22 protein-coding genes are annotated in these 23,876 nt (G+C 74.3%); 6 read left to right on the top strand and 16 right to left on the bottom strand.

Features of this window, described 5'->3' with window-relative positions; genetic code table 11:
• Positions 1-174 precede the first annotated feature (174 nt).
• The gene (locus tag ACWEFJ_RS26295; RefSeq protein ID WP_378088930.1) at positions 175-684 is read right to left on the bottom strand and encodes a DUF2690 domain-containing protein; all 510 of its coding nucleotides are present in this window, start codon (positions 682-684) and stop codon (positions 175-177) included.
• Positions 685-793: 109 nt separating this feature from the next.
• Positions 794-1,330, bottom strand: coding sequence for an ArsR/SmtB family transcription factor (locus tag ACWEFJ_RS26290; RefSeq protein ID WP_378088927.1), 537 nt, complete (start codon positions 1,328-1,330; stop codon positions 794-796).
• Positions 1,331-1,434: 104 nt separating this feature from the next.
• On the opposite strand from ACWEFJ_RS26290, the gene ACWEFJ_RS26285 reads away from it, so the two are divergent.
• Positions 1,435-3,237 carry a S9 family peptidase gene (locus ACWEFJ_RS26285; protein WP_449715368.1) on the top strand — a complete coding sequence of 601 codons (1,803 nt, stop codon included), beginning with the start codon at positions 1,435-1,437 and terminating at the stop codon, positions 3,235-3,237.
• 106 nt (positions 3,238-3,343) lie between these two features.
• Here the strand turns inward: ACWEFJ_RS26285 and ACWEFJ_RS26280 are convergent, their stop codons facing one another.
• Both ACWEFJ_RS26280 and ACWEFJ_RS26275 read right to left on the bottom strand, forming a co-directional pair.
• Positions 3,344-4,342, bottom strand: coding sequence for a YdcF family protein (locus tag ACWEFJ_RS26280; protein ID WP_449715367.1), 999 nt, complete (start codon positions 4,340-4,342; stop codon positions 3,344-3,346).
• Positions 4,343-4,369: 27 nt separating this feature from the next.
• On the bottom strand, positions 4,370-5,623 hold the full coding sequence (locus tag ACWEFJ_RS26275) for a DUF4032 domain-containing protein (RefSeq protein WP_378088920.1): 1,254 nt from the start codon (positions 5,621-5,623) through the stop codon (positions 4,370-4,372).
• Positions 5,624-5,823: 200 nt separating this feature from the next.
• Between ACWEFJ_RS26275 and ACWEFJ_RS26270 the strand changes: the two genes are divergently transcribed.
• Complete coding sequence (locus ACWEFJ_RS26270; RefSeq protein WP_378088918.1) at positions 5,824-6,333, top strand: SigE family RNA polymerase sigma factor; 510 nt, start codon at positions 5,824-5,826, stop codon at positions 6,331-6,333.
• Positions 6,330-7,373: an LCP family protein gene (locus tag ACWEFJ_RS26265; RefSeq protein WP_449715366.1), complete on the top strand. Its 1,044-nt coding sequence runs from the start codon at positions 6,330-6,332 to the stop codon at positions 7,371-7,373. The genes ACWEFJ_RS26270 and ACWEFJ_RS26265 overlap by 4 nt, the downstream gene beginning before the upstream one ends.
• 186 nt (positions 7,374-7,559) lie before the next feature.
• Here ACWEFJ_RS26265 and ACWEFJ_RS26260 read toward each other — a convergent pair whose 3' ends face one another.
• From ACWEFJ_RS26260 to sbnB, 4 genes are all read right to left on the bottom strand, one after another.
• Positions 7,560-8,150 (bottom strand): hypothetical protein, encoded by a 591-nt coding sequence (locus ACWEFJ_RS26260; protein WP_449715365.1) that lies wholly within the window; start codon positions 8,148-8,150, stop codon positions 7,560-7,562.
• Positions 8,151-8,357: 207 nt separating this feature from the next.
• The gene (locus ACWEFJ_RS26255) at positions 8,358-9,608 is read right to left on the bottom strand and encodes a cation:proton antiporter (RefSeq protein WP_449715364.1); all 1,251 of its coding nucleotides are present in this window, start codon (positions 9,606-9,608) and stop codon (positions 8,358-8,360) included.
• Between the two features lie 309 nt (positions 9,609-9,917).
• Positions 9,918-10,937, bottom strand: a complete 1,020-nt coding sequence (gene sbnA, locus ACWEFJ_RS26250) for a 2,3-diaminopropionate biosynthesis protein SbnA (protein ID WP_378088911.1) — start codon at positions 10,935-10,937, stop codon at positions 9,918-9,920.
• Positions 10,938-10,973: 36 nt separating this feature from the next.
• The gene (gene sbnB / locus ACWEFJ_RS26245; RefSeq protein ID WP_449715363.1) at positions 10,974-11,993 is read right to left on the bottom strand and encodes a 2,3-diaminopropionate biosynthesis protein SbnB; all 1,020 of its coding nucleotides are present in this window, start codon (positions 11,991-11,993) and stop codon (positions 10,974-10,976) included.
• Positions 11,994-12,159: 166 nt separating this feature from the next.
• Between sbnB and ACWEFJ_RS26240 the strand changes: the two genes are divergently transcribed.
• Together ACWEFJ_RS26240 and ACWEFJ_RS26235 are read left to right on the top strand one after the other, a co-directional pair.
• A complete protein-coding gene (locus tag ACWEFJ_RS26240; protein WP_449715362.1) occupies positions 12,160-13,074 on the top strand; it encodes a Gfo/Idh/MocA family protein in 915 nt (304 codons plus the stop codon).
• Between the two features lie 42 nt (positions 13,075-13,116).
• Complete coding sequence (locus ACWEFJ_RS26235; protein WP_449715361.1) at positions 13,117-13,893, top strand: hypothetical protein; 777 nt, start codon at positions 13,117-13,119, stop codon at positions 13,891-13,893.
• On the opposite strand, the gene ACWEFJ_RS26230 is transcribed toward ACWEFJ_RS26235, so the two are convergent.
• The 8 genes from ACWEFJ_RS26230 to ACWEFJ_RS26195 all read right to left on the bottom strand — a co-directional run bounded on the left by ACWEFJ_RS26230 (position 13,835) and on the right by ACWEFJ_RS26195 (position 21,620).
• Positions 13,835-15,031, bottom strand: coding sequence for an acyl-CoA dehydrogenase family protein (locus ACWEFJ_RS26230; protein ID WP_449715360.1), 1,197 nt, complete (start codon positions 15,029-15,031; stop codon positions 13,835-13,837). The two genes, ACWEFJ_RS26235 and ACWEFJ_RS26230, sit on opposite strands and share 59 nt — an antisense overlap.
• Positions 15,028-16,074, bottom strand: a complete 1,047-nt coding sequence (locus ACWEFJ_RS26225; RefSeq protein ID WP_449715359.1) for a hypothetical protein — start codon at positions 16,072-16,074, stop codon at positions 15,028-15,030. The genes ACWEFJ_RS26230 and ACWEFJ_RS26225 overlap by 4 nt, the downstream gene beginning before the upstream one ends.
• 67 nt (positions 16,075-16,141) lie before the next feature.
• Positions 16,142-16,414, bottom strand: coding sequence for a phosphopantetheine-binding protein (locus ACWEFJ_RS26220; protein ID WP_378088898.1), 273 nt, complete (start codon positions 16,412-16,414; stop codon positions 16,142-16,144).
• Positions 16,415-16,769: 355 nt separating this feature from the next.
• Positions 16,770-17,807, bottom strand: coding sequence for a LysR family transcriptional regulator (locus ACWEFJ_RS26215; RefSeq protein WP_378088896.1), 1,038 nt, complete (start codon positions 17,805-17,807; stop codon positions 16,770-16,772).
• A gap of 499 nt (positions 17,808-18,306) precedes the next feature.
• Positions 18,307-19,293, bottom strand: a complete 987-nt coding sequence (locus ACWEFJ_RS26210) for a Gfo/Idh/MocA family protein (protein ID WP_449715358.1) — start codon at positions 19,291-19,293, stop codon at positions 18,307-18,309.
• A gap of 194 nt (positions 19,294-19,487) precedes the next feature.
• Complete coding sequence (locus ACWEFJ_RS26205; RefSeq protein ID WP_378088892.1) at positions 19,488-20,249, bottom strand: AfsR/SARP family transcriptional regulator; 762 nt, start codon at positions 20,247-20,249, stop codon at positions 19,488-19,490.
• An 8-nt stretch (positions 20,250-20,257) separates the two neighbouring features.
• Complete coding sequence (locus tag ACWEFJ_RS26200; protein WP_378088890.1) at positions 20,258-20,965, bottom strand: AfsR/SARP family transcriptional regulator; 708 nt, start codon at positions 20,963-20,965, stop codon at positions 20,258-20,260.
• A 331-nt stretch (positions 20,966-21,296) separates the two neighbouring features.
• Positions 21,297-21,620, bottom strand: coding sequence for a histone-like nucleoid-structuring protein Lsr2 (locus ACWEFJ_RS26195; protein ID WP_449715357.1), 324 nt, complete (start codon positions 21,618-21,620; stop codon positions 21,297-21,299).
• Positions 21,621-22,159: 539 nt separating this feature from the next.
• Between ACWEFJ_RS26195 and ACWEFJ_RS26190 the strand changes: the two genes are divergently transcribed.
• Positions 22,160-23,845 (top strand): DEAD/DEAH box helicase, encoded by a 1,686-nt coding sequence (locus ACWEFJ_RS26190; RefSeq protein ID WP_449715356.1) that lies wholly within the window; start codon positions 22,160-22,162, stop codon positions 23,843-23,845.
• Positions 23,846-23,876 lie beyond the last annotated feature (31 nt).

The raw sequence follows: 23,876 nt of genomic DNA, 5'->3' as shown, positions 1-23,876 counted from the left end.
GTGAGCCCGGGGTTGGCCGACGCCCCGTGAGCCCGGGGTTGGCCGACGCCCCGTGAGCCCGGGGTTGGCCGACGCCCCGTGAGCCCGGGGTTGGCCGACGCCCCGTGAGCCCGGGGTTGGCGGATGCCGCGTGAGCCCGGCGCGGGGGAACCCCGCACCGGGTCCGGCGGGAACTCAGCAGAACGGGACCCAGGGGTCGTAGTACGGGACCGACGTGCCGGTGGAGGCGACGACCTGGCCGGTGCTGTCGCGGATCTCGGCCATGGCGAAGACGCACGTGCTGCCGGGCGCGTAGACCTGCATGCCGAACGTGGCGCCGACCGCCGGGTCGGACTCGCGCTGCTCGTAGAAGCCGAGCCAGCCGCCGTGCCCGTCCGGTTGGCTGGAGGGGCGGCGGATCCCCTTCACGACCGTGCCGGTGGGCTGCGTGACGTAGACCGTCGCCCGCACCCAGTTCGTGCCGCACGTGGGCGAGTAGCGGACCTCCATCAGCCCGTGGACCGCCTGCGGGCTCTTGATGTCCCGCGACGCGATGGTCACGGCGTCGGCGGCGCAGCCCGTGGTCTGCGGGTTCGTGTCGGTGTAGGGGTCGTACGGGGCCGCGGACGCCGGGGACGGCGCGAGCACGGCCAGGGCGGCGGCCACGACGACCGCGGACAGGGACCTTCGACCGATCAGGGGCATTCCGGACTCCTCGCCGAGTGGTTGTGCGCTCCCTGCATCGAACGGGCCGCGCCGGCGGACCGGTACGCAAAAGTCGGCCCAGGGCCGTCGGGGCTGCGGGTCGGCCGGATCACCCTTCGCGGCGGGCCGCCAGGGACCACAGGTAGCTCAACGGCTCGCCGTCCGGCTCGTCGCGCTCGACGAACTCGGTGATCAGCGCCAGCATCCTGGCGTTCAGCTCCTGCTGGGACGCCGCGCCGAGGCGCAGCACCCCGCGGGCGGTCTCGCGGACGGCGTCCGGGCCCGCCTCCAGCACCTCCGCGCGGTGCGCGGCGATCAGCGCCAGGTCCACCCGGTGCGCCAGGCCCTCGCCCTCGACGTCGACCAGGCCGAGCCGCCACGTGCGGCCGGTCGAGCGGTAGGGCCGTTCCAGCGCGCCCCGCGTGCCGCTGCGCACCGGTTCGGCGGTCAGGAAGCCGGTCTTCACCAACGCCCGCACGTGCCGCAGCACGGTCGCCGGCGCGACGCCCAGCCGGTCCGACAGCTCCTTGTTGGTCAGCGCGCGGTCCCAGCACAACCGCAGGATCCGCCACCGCAACGGGTGCGCGAGGGCCTTCAGCTCCTCCACCGTGGCGTCGCGGGCGGGGTGATCGGGCACGGCCGGCACGCCGCAGAGGCTAACCCACCCGCGCTTGCCACGCCGGACAGCGGTTTGGTTGACTGTTACCGATTGCAGTTTGTGAAATCAGTCGGGTGGCGGAGGTGGGGGCGATGGGCTGGACCGACTTCGACTGGCTGTTCGGCGCGGAACCGAGGCCCGACGGCGGGGCCGTCGCGTACCTGGGCGACGCGTCCGGGCGGCCGCAGCCGTGGGTGCTGCCGCTGGGCGGGACGGCGCGGCACGTGGAGGTGCCCGGCTCGGTGGTCCGGTGCCTGTGGCGACCGGACGGCGCGCGGCTGCTGGTGCTGACCGACCTCGACGGCCGCGAGGACCACCGGCTCGCCGAGGTCGACCCGGTGACCGGCGAGGTGTGGTGGCTGGTCGCCGAGGAGGGCGTGCGGTGCGAGATCGGCACCCCGCACTCCCGGCTCGGGCAGCCCTACAACGCCGACGGCACGCTGCTCGCCTACGCCTCCAACGCCCGTGACCCCGAGGTGTTCGACGTGCTGGTGCGCGACCTGCGCACGGGCGGGGAGCGGATCGTGCTGCGCGGCGACGACCGGTACCTGCCGATGGGCTTCTCCCCCGACTCGCGGCTGTTGCTCGTGCTGCGGCTGCACCAGCAGACCGAGCAGGACCTGTTCGTGTGCGACCTGGCCGACGACTCGGTCCGCCTGCTCACCCCGCACGACGGTCCGGCGAAGTACCACCCGGTGGCGTGGCTGCCGGACTCGTCCGGCGTCTACCTGTGCACCACGCAGGGCCGCGACTTCCTCGGGCTGGCCGCGCTGTCCCTGGACGGCGGGCTGACGTGGCTCGACGCGCCGGAGTCCGATGTGGAGGGCGCGGCGCTGTCCCCGGACGGCACGCGGCTGGCGTGGGGCGTCAACGAGGACGGGTACACCCGGCTGCGGTGGGCGGAGAAGGGCGGTCCGCCCGTCGACGTGACGGCGCTGCCGCGCGGTGTCGCGGTGACGGAGTTCGGCCTGGGCGGGTTCGCGCCGCGGTTCACCGCGTCCGGCGAACTGCTGGTGCAGCTCGGCCGGCCGGACGCGGCCACCGACCTGTACCTGGTGGACTTGGACCGCGACGAGGCGCGCCGGCTCACCGACGCCGGCGCGCGGCTGCCCGGCGCGATCGTGCCGCCGACCCCGGTGCGCGCGGTCAACGGCGACGGGTTCACCGTGCCGGGCCTGCTCTACCGGCCGCCGTCGGCGAGCGCGGACGAGCCCGCGCCGGTGGTGGTGACCATCCACGGTGGACCGGAGGTGCAGGCGCTGCCGGTGTTCGACCCGCTCGTGCAGTCCCTGCTGGCGCGCGGGATCGGGGTGCTCGCGCCCAACGTCCGCGGGTCGTCCGGTTACGGGATGCGGTACCAGCGGGCCATCTACCGCGACTGGGGCGGTGGCGACCTGGCCGACGTGGAGGCCCTGGTCCGGGCGCTGGACGACGTGCCGTGGGTGGACACGGCGCGGCTGGGCGTGCACGGCGCGTCCTACGGCGGTTTCGCCACGCTGGCGTGCCTGACCCTGCTGCCGCACCTGTGGCGGGCCGGGGTGAGCGAGTGCGGGCCGTCGGACCTGCTCAACGACATCCGCGGCTTCCCGCCGACGTGGCGCAAGCGGGCGGTCGACTGGATCGGCGACCCGGACGACCCGGACGACGTCGCGCGGCTCACCGCGCGCAGCCCGTTGGGGAACGCGCACCGGCTGCGGGCGCCGGTGCTGATCATGCACGGGGAGAACGACGCGAACGTGCGCCCCGAGGAGTCCGAGCGGATGTACCGCAGGCTGCGCGAGCTGGGCAAACCGGCGCGGCTGGTGCTGCACCCCGGCGTCGGGCACGGCATCGACCGGGCGGGCCTCGAAGCGACCGTGGACCTGATCGCGTCGTGGTTCGCCGAGCACCTCTGACGTCCGTCGGCGTCCGGACCGGGTCCGCGGCGACGCCGGCCTGGGTCCGCGGCGGGTCCGGCCGGGGTGGGGGGCGGCCGCACCCGGGGCGTGACCGGACGTCCGGTCAGGACAGCGTCAGCACAAGGTGCAGCGCCACCAGCGCGCCGCACGTCGCGGTGTGCGCGATCGGGTTGTGGGTGAGCAGCGCGGCGAACTCGCGCAGGAACGCGCTGGGCAGGAAGTACCACGCCGTGGGCGCGCCGATGATCTGCATCCGCAGCCGGAGCCGCCGCGCCAGCACGGCGGCGCGGAACACGTGGAAGTTGTTGGTCACCGCGACCGCCCGCCCGGTCCACTCGCGGGCGCGCAGCAGTTCCGCGCTGTAGGCCAGGTTCTGCTCGGTCGTCGTGGACCGGTCCTCCACGACGATCAGCTCGTCCGGCACGCCCCGGCCCAGCAGGTACTCCCGCATCGCCGCCGCCTCCGACACGGCCTCCCCCGGCCCCTGCCCGCCGGAGACGACGACCAGCGGCGTGCGGCCGGCGGCCACCTCGCGGCGGTACAGGTGCACGCCGCGGTCCAGCCGGGACGCGAGCAGGGGCGGCACGCGGTCGCCGATCAGGCCCGCGCCCAGCACGACCACGGCGTCGAAACCCGTCCGGCGGCCGACGCTGCCGTAGACGATCGAGTACAGCAGCAGGCTGACGAACAGGAACGCGACGTAGGCCGCGACGACCAGCAGCGACCCGATCACGGCGTCCACCACGGGACCGGTGCGGGCGGTGGCGAGCCAGAACGCGGCCACCACGCCGACGATCGCGAGCCCGGCGAGCAGCGACAGCACGTTGGCCGGGCTGAAACCCTCCCGGCGCAGCATCAGCACGCCGTTGGCGATCAGCGCGACCGGCAGGACGAACCCCAGGCCGAGCAGCACGGCCGCGATCGCGTAGCCGACCAGGGCCGCGGCCCACCCGCCGAGCGCGGAGGCCCGGAACACCAGCCACAGCAGCAGGAGCACCAGCGTGACGCCGAGCCACACCGCGTTGCCCAGCCGCCGCCGGTCCCGGATCATGCCGATTACGAAGAACAGCGCGGGCACGATCGCCGCGATCCCGAAGACCATGCCGGTCAATCTAGGCCCACCCGGACGTCAGAACGCGTCCAGCTCGTCCTCCCGGTCCGCCGCCTCCCGGTCCGCGGCCTCCCGATCGGACGCCTCCCGGTCCGGCAACACGGTGGCCAGGTACGAGCGCAGCGCGGCCGTGGTGCCGACGTCGCGCCCCGCGTGCTCGGACAGGAACCAGCGGTGCACCAGCACCTCGTGGAACAGCTCGGCCGGCGCGAGCACGCCCAGCAGGTCGGGCGGCACGGCGGCGACGACCGGGTCGTAGACCTCGTTGCGCCACAGGTGCCCGGCGGTGGTCTCCGGCACCGGCGCGCCGTCGCGCTGCTCCAGGTACGCGCGGAACGAGCGCAGGTCGTTGAGCAGCCGCCGCGCCTGCCCCTCCTGCACTTCCAGGCCGGTGAGCTTGAACAGCTCCCGGCGGCTCTGGCCGATCTCGGCGACCCGGACGTCCACCCGCAGCCGCGCGCCGCTGTCGGAGGTGACCAGCTCGACCTCGCCGACGTCGAAGCCCAGGTCGTTGAGCCTGCGCAGGCGTTCGGCGACCCGATAGCGCTGCTCGTCGAGCCGGAAGAACTCCTCCCGGGTCACCTCCTCCCACAGCGCGGCGTACCGCCGGGGCACGCTGTCGGCCACCTCGACCGGGTCGATGTCGGGCGGCAGCAGGCCACCCGCCTCCAGGTCCATCAGCTCGCCGCCGATGCGCTCGCGCGCCAGGTCCACGTCGTAGGTGCGCTGGCCGTCGGACAGCTGCGGGTGGCGCTCCACGGTCTCGGCGTCGACCAGGTAGGCGGCCAGGTTGCCCGCGTCCAGCCGGAACAGGGTGTTCGACAGCGAGCAGTCGCCCCAGAACGTGCCCGACAGGTGCAGCCGCACGAGCAGCGAGACCAGCGTGTCCACCAGGCGCTCGGCCGAGTGCTCGCCGCGCGGGCTGGAGAACAGGTAGCGGTAGGACATGGAGTGGTCGAGGTAGCGGGTGACCAGGATGGCCTGCTGGTCGTCGGGCCGGTCGACGCACAGGCCGAGCACCGACACCGACGGCATGCCCTCGCGCTCCAGCTCCCCGAGCACGGCGTACTCGTGCCGGGCCAGCGACTCGGCGATCTCCTTGAGCGCGTACACGCGGCCCTCGCTGGCCACGAACCGCACGACGTGCCGCGAGATGCCCCGCTGCGGGACGTTCAGCAGCAGCTTGTCGTCCCACTCCTCCAGGGGCTGCGCCCACGGCAGGGCGAGCAGCCCGCCGGCCTCGGTGGCGGGTGGGCGGAACAGGAATCGCATGTGCTCCCCAGGGCTGGTGCGCGGACGGTGCCGAAGCTACCTCGTCGGGCCGCCGTCCAGCCATGCGATGTGGCCTGGTCGGCACGATCAAGAACCGGGCCGCTGTGCCGCAGATCACACGCACCGGACTCAACGTGGCACGTCCTCCGGGGGGTTTCCCGTCCGCAACGGACAGACCGACTGCGGCAGAAGGGGGCGACGTGCCGGACGACGACTACGACCAGTTCGTCACCGAACGTCTTGATCGACTATTGCGCTACGCCACGGCGTTGACGTGTGACAGGCACCTCGCCCAGGACATCGTGCAGGACGTGCTGCTGCGCGCCCGGCAGCGGTGGGGGCGGATCGGCGCGGTGGACGCGCCGTACCTCTACGTCAAGCGGATGGTGACCAACGAGTACCTGTCGTGGCGTCGCCGCCGCGCGGCGCGGGACGTGTCCTCGACGCACGCGGCGCTGGACGAGGTGGGGCCGGTCGTCGCCGACCCGGCGGACCGGCACGCGGAACGGGACGCGATGCGCGCCCGGATCGCGGTGCTGCCGCGCAAGCAGCGGGCGGCGCTCGTGCTGCGCTACTACGAGGACAGCACGGACGCCGAGATCGCCGCCGTCCTCGGCTGCGCGGAGGGCACGGTGCGCAGCCACATCTCCCGCGCGCTGCGGACGTTGCGGGTGCACGAGAAGAACACGCCGTCGGAGGTGCTGCGGTGACCGAGCAGGAAGCGCTGATCCGGGAGGCCATCGCGGCCGAGGCCGCCCAGGCCGTCGACCACCGCGTGGTGCTCGCGAACCTGCGGCGCGGGCGGGCGCGGCGGCGGCCGTTCGCGTTGTTCGCCGCGGCCGGCCTGACCGTCGCCGCCGCGGCCGTCGCGGTCGTCGTGCCGCTCACCGTGGACCGGACCGCCTCGGCTCCGCCCGCCGACCAGGTCGCGCCCACGACGCCGGTCGCGCGGACCGTGCTGCTGATCGGCGCCGACGGCGCGGGCGGCGCCGACTCGATCGTGCTGGTGCGGGTCGCCCCGGACACCCCGGTCGCCGCGGTCTGGCTGCCCCGGGACTCGGTGGTCGACCTGCCCGGCGGCGGCCGGGGCCGGCTGACCTCGGTCTACGCCGACGCGCGGACCGGGGGCGAGCGGGCGGGCGCGGAGGCGCTGGCGCGCGAGGTCGGGTCGCTGACCGGGGTGCGGGTGGACCACTACGCCGAGGTGGACGCGGCCGGGTTCGCCGCCCTGTCCGACGCGGTCGGCGGCGTGGACCTGTGCCTGCGGCAGCCCGCCCGCGACCCGCTGTCCGGTGTGGACCTGCCGTCCGGGCCGGTCACGGTGGCGGGAGAGCAGGCGGCCGCGTTCCTGCGGCAGCGCGCCGGGCTGCCCAACGGCGACCTGGACCGGGTCGTGCGGCAGCAGGTGTTCCTGGAAGCCCTGGCGGCGAAGGTGATCGGCGCGGGCGACCCGGCGCTGGTGGCCCGCCTCGCCGCGGCGGCGGCGTCCACCGTGCGCACCGACCCGGACCTGCGGCTGCCGGAGTTCGTCGGGCGGCTCACCTCGACCGTGCGGACCGCGATCATCCCGCTCGGCCCGGAGGTCGACGGCGGCGCGGCCAGGCTGGTCGACCCGGCGGCGGTACGGGCGTTCGCGGCGGAGTTCTTCGCCGACGGCGCGACCGGCGAGCCCAGCGGCGGGTTCACCGTCACCGCGCCCGCCTCGGAGACCGCCACGACCGCCCCGACGGACCGCGACTGCGTGCGGTAGCGACCGACCCGACGAGCCGGGCCGCGTGCGGTGGTGACCGGCCGACCCGACGGACCGCGACTGCGTGCGGTGGCGACCGGCCGACCGGACAAGTCGGGCCGCGCGGTAGTGGCCGACTGACAAGCCGGCCGCGTGCGGTGACCACCGGCCGGCCCGGCGGGCCGGGGCCGCGTGCGGTGGCCGCGGCTACAGCGGCAGCGGCTCGGTGATCTGCAGGCCGGCGTCCACGCTCGCGACCAGGAGTTCCACCTGGCGCGGCGAGTGGACGCCGGCCCAGCGCCGCAGCGGGCCGAGGAAGTCGGCCAGGTCGCGCTGCGCGGCCCTGAGCATCGCCGGCAGCGCGCCGCGCGACAGGTCCACGTGCGGCACGTCGCGCCCCCGGTCCGCCCACACGCGGATGACGTCGCCGACGTACTCCACCCACGGCGCGGGCGGCCGGCCGAGGTCGACCGGCGCGCGGTGCAGCGCGTTCACCCAGTCCCGCCACTCGAACAGCTCGCCGCCGCGGGGTTCGACGCGCACGCCGTCGCCGCCCTCCAGCAGCAGGCCGCCGGACCCGAACAGGGTGTCGAAGCCGATCAGCTCGTGGACCGCGTCGGCCGCCGTGCGCGCCTCCCCGCCACCGCTGTGCAGGTACAGCGTGCAGAGGGCCGTGCCGACGTCGTCCGGGCCCGCCGTGCCGTCGAGGCGCAGCCAGGTGTCGCCACCGCCGGACACCGGCCACAGGTCGAAGCCCTCCGGCACGTGCCTGGCGATGACGGGCGAGAACCGGGCCACGTGGTCGAGGCTAGTGGCGGACCGCCGCGGCGGCAGGGGCCGCCGGGGCGATCGCGGGGTCGCCGACTGCCGGTAAGGCGGATCCGGCGACTGCCCGGCGCGCGTTGCCCGGAGCGGCTGCGGCCGTCGCCGTCCTCGCGGTCCCGGGCAGCGATTTCGCCGTGGATCCGCTGGTGGCGGGTGCGGGCCGCGTCGGCGGTGACGAGGTCATGGGGTGCTCCTGGGCAGTCCGGGGACGGGCACCGGCGCGGGGGCGGCGGTGCGTTCGACGAGGGAGAGCAGCGGGCCGGTCATGGCCGTGGTCGCCAACGCCATCACCACGAGGGCCAGGAACAGCTCCACGGAGAGCAGGCCGGCGCTGTAGCCGGCCTGGAGCACCACGATCTCGGTCAGGCCGCGGGTGTTCACCAGCACCCCGACCGTCACCGCGGTGCGGCGGTCGACCCCGGCCAGCCGCCCGCCGAGGTAGCCGCCGCCGACCTTGCCGACGACGGCGAGCCCGGTGGCGAGCAGGATGGCCGCCCACGGCACCGAGCCGTGCGGCGCGTGGGCCACGCCCATGCCCGCCACCACGAAGAACACCGGCACCAGCAGCCTGCCCAGCGCCATCGCGGGGCGCACGGCCTCCCGCCACGCGCCGCCGGGCAGCGCGAGGCCGACCGCGAACGCGCCGAACACGGCGGTCAGGCCCCAGTGCTCGAACTGGAACGCCACCAGCAGCGCCACCGCCGAGACGGCCACCCCCGTGACGCGCGGGTGGCGCTGCGCGGCGAGCGTCGGGATCCGGCCGCGCAGCAGGACGCGGCCGGCCGCGGTCAGCCCGACGCCGACCGCCACGAGGGCCAACGACACCACGACGCCACCGGAGACGCCGATGGCCAGCACCAGCAGCACCCACGCCGCCGCGTCGGCGACCACGGCCGCGGTCATGGCCAGCTTGCCGGCGGGGGTGTCCACCATGCCCCGGTCCTCCAGCAGCCGGGCCAGCACGGGGACCGCGGTGACGCTCAACGCGACCGCGACCATCAGCACGAGCGCGGGTGTCGGCGCGTCGCCGCGCACGCCGGCGTCGGCGGCCCACACGACCCACGCGGCCATGACCAGACCGGTGACCAGGGCGGGCACGAACGACCCCGCGGTCACCCACCCGGCCGCGCGGGCCCCGGTGACCGTGCCGCCGTGCCGCAGCTCGTGCGCCACCCCGACCAGGAACAGCACCAGGCCGACCTGCCCGACCACCTTCAGCGGACCGACCACGTCGGCCGGCAGCACGGCCGCCAGGGTCGGCGCGCCGCCGACCGCGAGCACCGCGGGCACCACCAGGACGCCCGCCAGGATCTCGCCGACGACCTCGGGCTGCCGCGCCGCGCGGGCCGCGGCCCTCCCCAGGCACGCCGCGACGAGCACGACCGCCAGGACGACGGCCACGTGCCCGACGCGCACCACCACGTCGATCACCGTCCCGCCCCCGAAGGCCGGAAGGCGTGGGGACGGGCCGCGGAGCCGGGGACGCGCGAGGGGTTCGCGCGACCCCCGCGCGCCGCGACGGGCCGGCTCGCGCCGGCCACGCTTTCCTTGTCGTCCAGGGGATTCGTCATTCGGCTCTCCGTGCGCCTCGGGCGGATCGGGACCTACCGCGGTGGCCCCATGGTCACGCCCCGGGCCGGCCGGGGTCCGGCGCGGCGGCGGCGCGCCGGCGACTCCGGCACCTGGCCGGACCGACTGCGTCGGGTCGTCCGGCCGGTCCCGGCTACCCCCGGCCCGCGGTCACGGCGCCCTCCGCGCGAACGTCGCCGGATCGACCGCGTCGAGCGGGCCCAACGGGTCGAGCGGGTCGCCGAGCAGGTCCGCGCCGTAGATGTCCGCCACCCACTGGTCGTGGTAGACGGTGTCCAGGTAGCGGTCGCCGAGGTCCGGCGCGATCGCGACCGCGGTCACGTCCCCGCCGGGCCGGTTGCGCGTCAGCCAGTCCGTCGCGCCGGACAGCACCGTGCCGGTCGAGCCGCCGAACAGGAACCCGTGCCGCAGCAGCTCCCGGCACGCGCGCACGGTGTCGCGCTCGGCGACGTGCAGCACCTCGTCCACGAACGACTCGTCCAGCAGCGGCGGCCGGACGCTGGTGCCCAGGCCCGGCACCATCCGCGGCTGCGCGGGCGTGCCGAAGGTGACGGAGCCGACCGCGTCGACCGCCACGACCCGCACCGACGGCTTGTGCTCCCGGAAGAACCGCGCGCAGCCCATCAGCGTGCCCGTGCTGCCCGCGCCGATGAACACCACGTCCACGTCGGGGAAGCTCCTGAGGATCTCCGGGCCGGTGCTGCGGTGGTGCGCCACCCAGTTCGCCGGGTTGGCGTACTGGTTGAGCCACACGTGGTCGTCGTTCTCGCACAGCCGCCGGACGTGGCGGATGCGCGCGCCGAGGTACCCGGTCTCCGGGTCGGGCTCGGTGATCACGTGCACCCGCGCGCCCAGCGCCTCCATCAGCTGCCGGGTGGCGAGGTTGCAGCGCGGGTCGGTGACGCACACGAACCGGTAGCCGCGGCTGGCCGCCACCAGGGCCAGCGCCACGCCGAGGTTGCCCGACGAGCTCTCCACCAGGGTGGAGCCCTCGCGCAGCGTCCCGTCGCGCACGGCGGCCGACACCATCTCGTTCGCCGCCTTGAGCTTGATGGACCCGGCGAAGTTGAACCCTTCGCACTTGAGGTACAGCGGGTGGCCCGAGATCCGCCGGAGGTCCACGTAGAGGTCGTCCACGTTGAACTCCTGGGGCGTCGATATGACTGGCATGCGCCGACTCCTAGGCGAGGTGCACGGTCAGACGGTTCACCGCTTGCCGTGGCGGTCGAGGTCGAAGAAGAAGTCCGGGACCACGGCCAGCTCGCCCGCCCGCGACACCTCGTCGTAGACGTGCTTGCCGACCGCCAGGTCCAGCACGCCGAGCCCGAACGGGGAGAACACCAGCGGCCGGTCCGCCGGTGGCGTCACCGCGCCGGTCATGACGTCGTGCAGCGTGCCGGACAGGAAGTCCCGGCCGCCGGTGAGCTGCTCGGCCAGGTGCGGCGAGGTGTTGGCCTTCAGGCAGTGCTCCACGTCGTCCACCACGTTGGTGGAGGCGAGGATCACCTCGGGTGACAGGTCGCGCAGCGACACGTGCAGCACGAGCGGGTTGTGGTCGAACCAACCGGGGTCGGAGACGTGCGGCGTGCCCGCCACGGTGGCGAACACCACCAGGTCGCTCGACCGGATCAGGGACTCGGCGCTGTCGTGGACCGTCACGGTGTCGCCGGTGCTCTCGGCGTACCCGCGGAACCCGTGCGCGGACTCGGCGCTCAGGTCGTGCACGCCGACCTCGTCGAAGGTCCACCCGGTGCCGGCCAGGTAGGTGTGGATGTAGCGGGCGATGAGGCCCGTGCCGACGAACCCGACCCGGGTCGGCCGGTCCCGGTGGCGGCTGAGCCAGTCGGCGGCCAGGGCCGCCGACGCGGCGGTGCGCACCGCGCTGACGATGGAGCTCTCCAGGCAGGCGATCGGGTAGCCGGTCTCGCGGTCGTTGAGGATCAGCACGGCGGACGCGCGCGGCAGGCCCGCGGCGACGTTCGCGGGGAAGCTGGAGATCCACTTCACGCCGTGCACGCCGACGTCGCCGCCGATCGACGCGGGCAGCGCGATGATCCGCGACGACGGGTCGTCGGGGAACCGCAGGAAGTAGGACGGCGGGTTGACCGTGTCGCCTTCACCGTGCCACCGGTAGGCGGCCTCGACGAGTTCGACGACGTGCTTCTCCCGGCCGCGCACGACCTGGTCCACCTGAGCGCCGGAAATCACCGCGAAGGCAGGTGCCACGTTACCGTCCCTTTCTGGAGCGGGTGTGCTAGCAGCGCCGACCCGTTCGGGCAGCGATCGCACCCATGGTCGCGAGCACGGCTGACGAGCCGCTGACACGGCGCTGACGACCGGGATATAGGAATCGCATAGTTCCCGCCCGCCGTCCATCGTGGATACTCGCGGGGTGGAGAAGACGCGGGTGGGGCTGGTGGGGGTGGGCACGATCGCCCGCACGCACCTGGAGGTGCTGGCGGAACGGTCCGATGTGGACCTGGTGTTCACCGCGGACCCGCACGCCGGGCCGACCGCGTTCCGCGGCACGACGCCCCCGCACCACCGGGACCTCGCCGGCGCGCTCGCCGAGCACCGGCCGGACCTGGTGGTGATCGCGACGCCGACCGACACGCACGCGGACCTCGCGGCGGAGGCGCTGACCGGCTCGGGCGCGAGGGTGCTGGTGGAGAAGCCGCTCGTGCTCGACCCGGCGTCGCTGGACGTGCTGGGCGGGCTCGGGCCGGACCGGCTGTTCACCGCGCACCACTTCGCGTTCTCGCCGGAGGTGGTGTGGGCCGCCGAGCTGCTGGCCGCGCACCCGGAGTGGGGACCGGTCACCGCGATCACGTCGGCGTTCCGCGACCCGTACGCGCTCAAGGGCGAGCAGGCGTTCGCCACCTACGCCTCGGCGTGGGCGGACTCGGGCATCAACCAGCTCACCGTGCTGTCGCGGCTGGTGGACGTCACGGCGGTGCGGTCGCTGCGCGACGAGGGCGCGAGCTGCTGGGCCGTGGTGTCGTTCCGGTCGCGCGGCGCGGTCGGCACGGCCCGGCTGCACACCAGTTGGCGCACCGGGGCCAGCAGCAAGTCGAGCACGGTGACGTGCGGCGACGTGGAGGTCTGGCTCGACCACACGGCGATGACGGGATTCGCGTGGCGCGGCGACGAACTGCTGGCCGAGCACGGCGACGACGGCCGGACGCCGCGCAAGGTCGCGCACTACCGGCCGCTGTACGCGAGCCTGCTGTCGGACCGCCCGGACCCGGTCCTCGGTTTCGCCGCGGCCGCCGCGCTCACCCGCCTGCACGCCGGCGCGGGTCGCTGAATCACGCTGGACGGCGGTGCGGCGGTGTGGTCGAGTGGTGCCGTGGACGGGTGGTCGGTGCGCCGGATCGTCGTGCCGGGGACGAGCGGCGCGGGCAAGTCGACGTTGTCCCGCGCGGTGGCGCGGGTGGTGGGCGGACCGCACGTCGAGCTGGACGCGTTCCAGCACGGGCCGGGCTGGACGACACCGCCGGCGGAGGAGATCCGGGCGCGGGTCGCGGCGGCCACCGAGGGTCCGGCGTGGGTGGTCGACGGCAACCTGGCCGCCGTGACCGCGGACGTGCTGTGGCACCGGGCCGACCTGATCGTGTGGCTGGACCCGCCGCTGTGGGTGGTCGTGCCGCGGCTGCTGCGCCGCAGCGCGGTCCGGATCGCGCGCCGGACCCCGCTGTGGAACGGCAACCGGGAACGGCTCGACCACCTGGTCGGCCGGGATTCGGTGGTGGCGTGGGCGGTGCGGGCGCGGCGCAGGCACCACGCCGAGTACCCGGACAGGCTGGCCCGGGCCGGGGTGCCGTGGGTGCGACTGCGGTCGGCGGCCGACGTGACCCGGTGGTTCGCCGGCTTCAGCGCCGTGCGGTCCAGCGCGGCGAGGGCCGGCACGGCGGAGTTCGACGCAGCGGAGTTCAGCGCGGCAAGGGCCGACGCGGCGGCGGCCAACGCAGCGGCGGCCAACGCAGCGGGGTCCGGCGCGGTGAGGTCCGGCACGGCGGAGTTCGGCGCGGCGGAGTTCGGCGCGGTAGGTGCCAGCGCGGTGGAGTTCAGCGCGGCGAGCCGACGCCCACCCGGAACGGGTCGTCCCGGTCCAGCCTCCCGGTGAACAGGCCCTGGAACAGGTTCAGCTTCGCCGTGCCCTCGACCACCTCCAACCCACGCGCGTCGCGCACCAACTTGTCGAGGAGCGGGTGGTCGAAGCGCGCCCCGACGCCGAAGAACCCGCACGCCGCGCGGGTGGCGTCGACGGCCAACCGGCACGCGCGGGCCTGCGCCGCCGACGCCAGGTGGCCGTCGGAGGTGCGGGCGTCCACCGCGCGGGCGGCCAGGTGCACCAGGGCTCGGGCCGCCGTGACGCGCCGACCCAGCTCGTCCAGCCGGTCGCGCTCGTCGCGCCGCAACGTCGTGCGGTGGTCCACGACGTACTCGTGCGCCGCCCGCGCGATGCCCAGCGCGATCGCCGCGACAGCGGGCCGGAGCAGGTTGAACGTCTGCACGGACGCCCACGTGCCACGCTGCGCCGGCGGGAGGTGCCGTCCGACCAACCGCGCGGCCGGCACGTGCACGTCGTCCATCGTGATGGCCCCGATCCGCGCGCCGCGCAGGCCGATGCTCTCCAGCGGGGTCGCCGAGAAGCCGGGCGTGGGGGTCTCCACGAGGACGGCGTTGACACCGAGCATCCCGGACCCGACCCGCGCGAAGACGACCCCGAGCCGTGCCCGGCAGGCGTTGACGACGTACCGCTTCTCCCCGGACAGCCGCACATCGCCGCCGACCTGCGTCAACGTGGTGCCCGAGTTCGCCGCGGTCCCACTGGTGCCGGTGCCGGTGCCGCCGTCCGGTTCGGCGAGCGCGAAGAACGTCCACAGCGGTTCGGCGAGCAGCCGGCCGTAGAACCACTCCTTCTGCTCGCGGTCGGCGAGCAGGTCGATGAGCACCCCGACCAGCAACGGACCGGGCGAGGCGACCAGCATGCCGACGTCGGCAAAGGCCAACTCCTCCAAGATGATCGCCCGTTCGAGTGCCCGGGTGCCGTAACACCGGGTGCCCGCAACGGGTTCGGGCAGGTTCCCGTACTCCGGCGGGACGCCCATGGTGGCGAGGTACCGGACGGCGGGCAGGTCGAGGTGGGCGCGGATCAGCTCGGGGTCACGATCGAGCGCGAGCCCGAGCCGGCGAAAATCCACCCCCCACTCACGCACCTGCTCCCGCAACGCAACGAGCCTCCCCTCCACCGCGCTCACGCCTCCCCACCCCCGGACCATCCACGGCCCGACCCACCCTCCACCTCGCGCCCAACGCGTCGCTCGCCACCACCCCACCCCGCACCGCCGCCGAGCCGTGGCCTTCCGGGCTTGGCCACGCGGCCGTCGTGGTGATCAACTTCGCCCCCAACGCCAGGCCCGACCCCCTCGGCGGCACGGATCCTCTCGTCGGCACGGGTCCTCGCGGCGGCACCGGTCCCGTCGGCACGTGTTCCGTCATCGGCACGGGGCTCGGCGTCGGCACGGGGCTCGGCGTCGTTCCGGTCGCCGTCCGCGTCGGCGGCGACGTACGCCTCGGCCAGCAGCTCCGACACGTGCGCCACCTGGCCGGGCCCGCCGGCCAGGTACCCGCCCGCGCCCAGCAGGCTCACCAGCCACCGGTCCGCGGCGGTGATGCGGGCGTGCAGGTGGGCCAGGACCACGCCCGGCAGGCCGCCCGCCGCCACGCCGGTCAGCACCGCGCGCACCTCGAGGTGCTCGATCAACCCGTCGGCGACGGTCGACTTCACCACCTGCTGCTGCAACAGCGTGGTGGCCCCGACGCGCCTGCCGTTCAGGTGTCGCACGCAGGTCTCGCGCAACGCCTCCGACAGCCCGAGCCGCAGCCACACCAGTCCCAGTGCCCAGGCGGCTCGCTGGTCGGACGTGCCGGGGCTGGTCTCGGGGTCCGCTGCTCTCAACCGAGGATCGGTAACAGCGTTTCCGTACATTTTCGGGCCGACTTCACCCGATCGTGTACCCAAACCCCGCAGGAGCACGACCGCGCCACCGGGGAGGTCGATCATATCCACAGTGGACTCGTCCGACAACGGCCGCGCCACGACCGTCCCGTCCACCCAGACCCGGTCCGCCGACGCGGCGACCTCCTGCGGCACGAGCGCGTGCCCGCCGGGGCCGGCCGGCAGGGAACCCGGCAGCACGAGCGACCCGAGCAGGGCCAACGCGGGGGCCGGCCCTTCCTCCCGCGCCACCCGGTGGCAGCGCGCCAGCTCCTCCGCCCCCAACCGCACCGACGTCGTCACCGGACCCCCACCGCGGTCGTCGTCATGTCGCCGGGCGCTCCCACGAGGGGCGACGCCCCGTGCGCGGTCAGCGGTCCATCTCCGCGGCGACGAAGTCGGTCAGGGACCGCACCGTCTCGAAGTGGGCGCGCTCCAGGTTGTCGGTGTCGAACTCCACCTCCAGCGCCTCCTCCAGCTCCATCAGCAGCTCGTAGACGCCGGTCGAGTCGAGGCCGAGGTCGTCGAGCAGCCGGGAGCCCTCGGTCACCTCCGGCAGCTCGTAGGCCAGCACCTCGGACAGGACGGTGGTGATGGCGTCCACGATCCGTTCGCGGGAGGTGGCGGTGGTGGATTCGGTCATGATGCGGTTCCTTCGGTCAGGGCCGTGGCGGCGGCGCGGCCGGGGCCTCGCGCGTCCTCCTCGCCCGCCCGGTCCGCTGCCGGGGTCGAGGCTCGCAAGGCCCGCTGACACCGCGCTGACACCCGGCTGACCACCGCGTGTCCTACGTTCGGAACAGCCATGTCCTACGTTCGGAACGCCGTGTTCCACGCAGAGGAACGTGCGTGCCCCAAGTTCAGAACGCGCGTGTCCCACGCACAGGACGCACATGTCCCGCGCGCAGGAACAGACCCGTGCCACGTCGAAGCGAGGCGGCGGGGAAAGACAAAGGCCACCTCGACCGCGGTCGAGGTGGCCCGTCATCCCCAGTGGACGCTCAGGTGGCGGCGGTGCGGGAGCCGACGCCCGGTTGTTGTTGGTCCGCGGCGGAGTCGCGGGGCCACCACCGGCTCGGCCGGGGCAGGAACGCGGCCAGCTCCGGGAAGTCGGTGGGGCGTTCGGTCATCCAGTTCCAGTAACGCGGGATCGTGCGGGCGTAGTCGCAGTAGTACCGGCGCAACGCGTCGATCAACTGCCGCAGGGTGTTCGGGTGGATCGACCCCGGCCGCCACACCAGCAGCAGCCGGCTGCGCAACGGCTCGGTCATCGCCACCAGGCTCACGTCCGACGTGGACCCGGTGGGCGTGGCGAGCGCCGCCGCGCCCGCGTCGCGCACCCAGCTCATCGCCTCGGCGTGCCCACCCGCGTAGTGCATCACTTCGGGCGTGGGGTGGTCGAGCTTGCGGAACAGGTGTTCCTCGACCGCGTGGAACCAGTGCCCCGGCACGTGGTGCACCCAGCTCAGGGACATCATGTGCCTTCGGCTCACCGTAGTCCTGCGCGCGAGCGCGTGGTCCCGCGGCAGCGCCAGCCAGATCGGCTCGCGGACGATGATCTCCTTGGCCAGCGAGGGATCCAGGTCCCGCACGCCGTCCATCGCCTCCGGGCTCGGCACGAGCGCCGCGGTCAACTCCCCGCGGCTGACCGCGTCCACGCCGATCGACGGGTCCAGCGTCACCGTCTGCACCTCGACCGAGGGCAGCGACGACTGCAAGGCACGCCGCAGCGTCACCGGGGTCCACTCGGCGTTGCCGATGCGCAGGATCCCGGACGACAGCGACGACGCCTCGGCGACCACCGCGTCGGCCCGGGTGGCGAGGTCGGCCAGCATCGGGATCAGGCGTTCGCCCAGCGGCGTCGGGGTGATCCCGAAAGCCGACCGCACGAACAGGTCTCCCCCGACCGCCTTCTCGATCCGTCTCAATTGGGCGGTGAGGCTCGGTTGGGGCAGGGACAGCTTCGCCGCGGCCTTCGAGATGCTGCCGGCCTCGGCAAGGGTGGTGACCACCCTGGCATGACGTATCTCCAGGTGCATGCATCCAACCCCTTCGCGTCGTTACTCGGGGTCCACTAACTGCGGCGGGGTTGCGGGGATTTCCCGGCCCCACCTCGTTCGTGCCGGGCGGCCGTTCCAACCTACCCCACCGGAGAACGCGGCAGGAGATGTTCACGCATCCGCCGACTATCCGTTGAGCAGCCCACGAAAATTATGGAAACGGTGGCTACGATCCCGCGCCGCGCGCCCGCACCCGACGTCGTTCACCCCGGCGCTCCGCACCCTTGCGGACAGCCGCACCCCCGCCGACGACGCCGGATGCCGGCGGACCAGCGCCGACGCGGCCCGAGCCGATCCCGCTCGCACGGCCCGCAAACGCGAGCACACCACGATTCAGCGGGAACGTGAATCAATCTCCGATCCAACGCGGGGACGGAAGCGCCGGTCGCATTCCGCGCGCTTCCCGGCAATGACCGCGACGACCCGTCGCACCGTTACCTCAGTCACGTTCGGCATCGCGCACCACCGCGCGGAACGGTCACGGCCGCCGCCGCAGGTCCACCTCGGCCCCGGTCGCGGCCGACCGCACCAGCGCTTCGCCGACCCGCGCCGTGCGCGCCGAGTGGGCGAGCGACACCAGGGGCGTGACCTTCTCCCGCACGGCCTCGGCGAACGCGGCGGTCTGGTCGGCGTAGGCGTCGGACGCGGGCACGACCTCGTCGCGCACGCCGTCCAGCGTGACGACCGTGATGCGGCCTTCCTCGTCGGGTCGCGTCCACGCGTTGCGCACGGAGATCGAGCCGCGGGAGCCCTGGAACTCGTAGGCGGCGCGCGGCCCGTACTCCAGGCTGTAGTCCAGCACGGCCCAGCGGCCGTCGCCGAAGTCGAGCGTCGCCACCGCGCCCAGGTCCACCTCGCGCGAGTGGAACCGCGCCCGCACCGCGCGCGGGACGGTGTCGAACGCCCACAGCGGCACGTCGAACGCGTAGCAGCCGACGTCCCACGTCGCGCCGCCGCCCAGGGCCGGGTCGAACCGGATGCCGCCCTCGGCCGGGGTCGGGTACGCGAACGCCGACCGCACCACGCGCAGCTCGCCGATCTCGCCCGAGGCCAGCAGCTCGGCGGCCCGCGCCTGCTGGGGGTGGAAGCGGTACATGTACGCCTCCATGACCACGAGGTCGGCGGCGGCGCGCTCGATGCGGACGCAGTCCTCCTCGGACAACGCCATCGGCTTCTCCACCAACACGTGCTTGCCCGCGTCGAGCGCGCGCAGCGTCCACGGCACGTGCAGGGTGTTGGGCAGGGCCAGGTAGACCGCGTCGACGTCCGGGTCGGCCAGCAGCGCGTCGTAGCCGTCGCGCACCCGCGCGCCGAACGGCCGCGCCACCTGCTCCGCCGCCGCGCGCCTCCCCGCCCGGCTCGCCACGGCGACCACCGCGTTGCCCGGCGTCGCGTGGATCGCGGGCAACACCCGGCTCGCGATGTGGGCCGTGGCCCCCAGCACACCCCAGCGCAACGGCGTCACCGAGCCAGCTTAACCGCTTCACCGCGAGTCCTACGCCCAGAACGCGTGTGTCCTACGTCCAGGTACCCCGAATTCAACGCTCAGGACGACCGCACCGGGCAAACCGGACATCGACCCGCGCCGCGACGACGGCCGGGACGGGGCGCCAACGCCGCCGGCACGACCACCACCGTCCACAGAGGACACACCGGGCGCTACACCGCGACCCGGCGCGGCGACGCCAGCACGGGATCGGCGCTCAGGATCGCCAGGTGCACCTCGCGCAGCAGCGAGCCGGGGTCGATGCCCAGCTCGGTGGCCAGCCTGCGGCGGCCCTCCTCGTACAGCACGAGCGCGTCGGCCTGCCGGTCGCAGCGGTAGAACGTGGTCATGAGCTGGGCGCGGAACCGTTCCCGGAGCGGGTAGCGGTGCACGAGCTTGGTCAGCTCGGGCAACAGCTGCGCGTGCCGGCCCAGCGCCAGGTCGGCCTCGATGCGGCTCTCCAGCACGGCGACGCGCGCCTCCTCCAGCCGCGGCGCCTCCGCGTCGGCCAGGTGCTCGGACACCCCCGTCAACGCCGGACCGCGCCACAGCCGCAACGCCCCGCGCAGCAGCCGCGCCGCCTCCTCGTAGCGTCCCGCGGCGAGCGCCCCCTGCCCCAGGGCGGCCTGCTCCTCGAACTCCCGGAGGTCGAACGAGCACTCCGCGAGGCGCAGCTCGTAGCCCCGGGAACGGCGGGCGATGCCGACCTCGCCGCGCAGCGTCTTGCGCAGCCGCGAGACGTAGGTGTAGATCTGCGCGTTGAACGTGGCCGGCGGGTGGTCGCCCCACAGGGAGTCGCTCATCTGCGCGTCGGAGACGGCGCCGTCGGCGAGCAGCAACGCCGTGAGCACGGTGCGCGGCTTTGAGCCGTCCAGCGGCACCTCCTGCCCGTCGTAGCGCACCTCGACGGGCCCCAGGACCCGGAACTCCAGCACTTCGCCTCCTACAGCAGAACCTGGTCGTGGACGAGGATCGCCTGGTAGAGCCGTCGCATCGCGCGGCCGGGCTCCAGCCCCAGCTCGCTCGCCAGGCGCCTGCGGGTGTGGTGGAAGACGTCCAGCGCCTCCGTCTGCCTGCCGTTGCGGTACAGCGCCACCATCAGCTGCTCGCTGAACCGCTCCCGCTCCGGGTGCTCGGCCGCGAGCTGCTTCAGCTCCGACACCACGCCGCGGTCCTCGCCGTTGGCGAGCTTGGCGGCGATGAGGTCCTCCCGGGCGCTGAGCCTGCGCTCGTCGAGCCGGGCGGCCTCGACGCGGAACCGCAGCCCGTCGCCCACGTCGAACAGCGCCGGGCCGTGCCACAGCCGCAGCGCGCGTTCCAGCAGGCCGATCGCCTCGTCGGGGCGGTGCGGCACGAGCGCGGAGCCGCGGTCGGCGAGGTCGCGGAACAGGTGCGCGTCCACCGCGGCGGCCGGCAGGTCGAGCACGTAACCGCTGCTCATCGTGCGGACGAGCAGGTCGCCGGGCACGTCGCCGAACCGCTCCAGGAGTTTGCGCAGCCGCACGACATTCGCCTGCAGCGCGTTGCGGGCGTTTCCCACCTGTTTACCGGCCCACAATTCCTCCACCAACCGGTCGAACGGAACGGGGGTGCCCGGGGAAAGCGCCAGCAGCGCCAGGAGGGTGCGGACCTGGCGCGCGGCGACCCCCATCCGACGATCCCCGCGGGCGAGGGCGACAGCACCGAGAATCCGCACCTGCATGGTCACGACCCCCAGTCTCTAGACGACGCGGCGCGCGCGGTGGCCGGTGAGTGACCCGAAAATCGCGCAACTAAAGCGGTGCCATGTTGCCCAGGCCGCCCCGATGGGGGGAAATATCATTTAGGCCGCTCGGGGAGTGCGGCCGCGGTATGCGGCCGAACGGTGCAGCGCCGGACTCCGGCTGCGGTGGCCCGGCGGCGCGAACTTGGGCCCGACGGCGGTCACGGCCACGTTCCGTGACATCGATCTAGGCGCATCGGGTGATCCGGCGTCCGGGCGCTCAGCCCGCGCCGCCCCGGTCGGCGTGCGCCCGGTCGTAGGCGGCCAGCACGATCGCGGAGATCCGGCCGCGGTCGCAGACGCGGTAGCCGTGCGCGCGGGCCCACCGCCGCACCGCCTCGGGCGGGTGCGCATCGGTGCTGCGTACCGGGGAGGGCGGGGTGCCGGGACCGCGGCGCGCGGCGCGCACGAACCGGTCGAGCACGGCCCGCAACCTGGCCGCGTTGGCCGCGCCGAGGTGGATCTCGAACCACACGCCGTCGAGGCCGAACGACACCGGCCGCACGTCGCGCCCGGTGTGCCCGTCCAGGTCGTCCACCGCCACGCGCACCACATCCCCCGTCGGACCCTCACGCTCGGTATCGATGTCGCGGCACGCTACCGGGGAGTCCGCCTCGGCGGGGATGGCGATCGGGAAGTATAGGCGAGGTATAGCGGGCGGTCGCGGCGGGGCCTTCGGCAAATCGCGATCCCGGCTCCGCAACCGGTCGGACGGGCGCGCCACCGACCGAACCGTCACACTGTTCCGAAATACCCGGACCCGGGAAGATTCCCGCTTTGCCGGCACTTCGCCCCCGGCGTTGTAACCGGCCGTTAACCACCGATTCGCGGTAATACCGGTCAACTGTCGAGCCGTCCGCGTGGCGCGTTCGACCCTTGACGGCGGGACCGCGTTCCGGAGGCCGCGAACGCCGCGCCGCGCCGGTGACCGCGAAGACGGCCACGCCGGTGGTCACGAAGACGACCACGCCGGGCGGCACGGATGCCGCGACCGGGCGACGACGACTGCGGGATGCCGGATCGACCGGGTCGCGCGACCCCCCTCACCGAGCGGTTCGGGGGCGATCGGCAAGACTTGGGGGTATGAACGACGAGCCCGACGACCGGACCAGCTTCGCCGACCTCGGGCTGCGCCCCGAACTGCTCCGGGCGCTGTCCGGCCTCGGCTACGAGGAGCCGACCCCCATCCAGCGCGAGGCGATCCCGCCCCTGACCGCGGGCCGCGACCTGCTCGGGCAGGCCGCCACCGGCACGGGCAAGACGGCGGCGTTCGCGCTGCCCGTGCTGGAGCGCATGGCGGGCGGCGAGCGGACCGCCCGGGAGCCGTTCGCGCTGGTGCTGGTGCCCACGCGGGAGCTGGCGGTGCAGGTCTCCGAGGCGGTGCACCGCTACGGCCGCGAGCTGGGCGCGCGGGTGCTGCCCATCTACGGCGGCCAGCCGATCGGGCGGCAGCTGCGGGTGCTGGAGCAGGGCGTGGACGTCGTGGTGGCCACGCCGGGCCGGGCGGTCGACCACCTCAGCCGGGGCACGTTGAAGCTGGAGCGGCTCGAGATCGTCGTGCTGGACGAGGCCGACGAGATGCTCGACATGGGGTTCGCCGAGGACCTGGACACGATCCTGGCCGAGACGCCGCCCGAGCGGCAGACCGTGCTGTTCTCCGCGACCATGCCGGGCCGGATCGACCGGCTGGCCCGCCAGCACCTGTCCGACCCGGTGCGCATCACGATCGGCCGCGAGCAGGCCGAGCCGGGCGAGGCGCCGCGGGTGCGGCAGAGCGCGTACGTCGTGCCGCGCGCCCACAAGCCGGCCGCGCTGGGCCGGGTGCTGGACGTCGAGGCGCCGACCGCGGCGATCGTGTTCTGCCGGACCCGTGACGAGGTGGACCAGCTCACCGAGACGCTGAACGGGCGCGGCTACCGGGCCGAGTCGCTGCACGGCGGCATCAGCCAGGAGCAGCGGGACCGGGTGATGGCCCGGCTGCGCAACGGCACGGCGGACCTGCTGGTGGCCACCGACGTCGCCGCCCGCGGCCTGGACGTCGAGCAGCTCACCCACGTGGTGAACTACAACGTGCCGTCCGCGCCGGAGTCGTACGTGCACCGCATCGGCCGGGTGGGCCGCGCGGGCCGCGAGGGCGTGGCGATCACCCTGGCCGAGCCGCGCGAGCACGGCATGCTCAAGACCATCGAGCGGGTCACCAAGCAGCGCATCCAGGTGGAGAAGGTGCCCACGGTCGCGGACCTGCGGGCGCGCAAGCTGGAGCTGACCCGGGCGGCGCTGCACGAGAGCCTGCTGGAGGACGACCTGGAGGGCTTCCGGGTCGTGGTGGAGACGCTGACCGACGAGTTCGACGTGATGGAGGTGGCGCTGGCGGCGGTCAAGCTGGCGCACGAGGCCACCGGCGCGGCGGCCGACGAGGAGGAGATCCCGGAGTACGTGCCGCGGTCGGGCCAGGGCGAGCGCCGGGGCCGCGACGGCGGCGGCGACCGCCGTGAGCCGCGCCGCCCGCGCCGCCCGTCGGCGGGCATGACCCGGTTGTTCGTCGGCGCGGGCCGCAGCTCCGGGATCCGGCCGCAGGACCTGGTCGGCGCGATCGCGGGCGAGGCCCGGCTGAACGGCCGCGACATCGGCGCGATCGAGATCGCCGACCGGTTCTCGCTGGTGGAGGTGCCGGATTCGGCCGCGCAGCAGGTGATCTCGTCGTTGCGGGGCGCGACGATCAAGGGCCGCAAGGTCACCGTGCGGCGGGAGCGCGACGACCCGCGCTGACCCGTCCGGCAGGCGTCGCGGCGGTGGCCGC

The organism is Actinosynnema sp. NPDC004786, from assembly GCF_053601135.1.
This window is presented reverse-complemented; position numbering and strand designations above follow the sequence as displayed.

Bases quoted from the DNA above. Each gene is read 5' to 3' on its own strand.
- ACWEFJ_RS26295 (WP_378088930.1), bottom strand. From the start codon at position 684: ATGCCCCTGATCGGTCGAAGGTCCCTGTCCGCGGTCGTCGTGGCCGCC.
- ACWEFJ_RS26285 (WP_449715368.1), top strand. From the start codon at position 1,435: ATGGGCTGGACCGACTTCGACTGGCTGTTCGGCGCGGAACCGAGGCCC.
- ACWEFJ_RS26280 (WP_449715367.1), bottom strand. From the start codon at position 4,342: ATGGTCTTCGGGATCGCGGCGATCGTGCCCGCGCTGTTCTTCGTAATC.
- ACWEFJ_RS26275 (WP_378088920.1), bottom strand. From the start codon at position 5,623: ATGCGATTCCTGTTCCGCCCACCCGCCACCGAGGCCGGCGGGCTGCTC.
- sbnA (WP_378088911.1), bottom strand. From the start codon at position 10,937: ATGCCAGTCATATCGACGCCCCAGGAGTTCAACGTGGACGACCTCTAC.
- ACWEFJ_RS26220 (WP_378088898.1), bottom strand. From the start codon at position 16,414: ATGACCGAATCCACCACCGCCACCTCCCGCGAACGGATCGTGGACGCC.
- ACWEFJ_RS26215 (WP_378088896.1), bottom strand. From the start codon at position 17,807: ATGCACCTGGAGATACGTCATGCCAGGGTGGTCACCACCCTTGCCGAG.
- ACWEFJ_RS26200 (WP_378088890.1), bottom strand. From the start codon at position 20,965: ATGGGGGTCGCCGCGCGCCAGGTCCGCACCCTCCTGGCGCTGCTGGCG.
- ACWEFJ_RS26190 (WP_449715356.1), top strand. From the start codon at position 22,160: ATGAACGACGAGCCCGACGACCGGACCAGCTTCGCCGACCTCGGGCTG.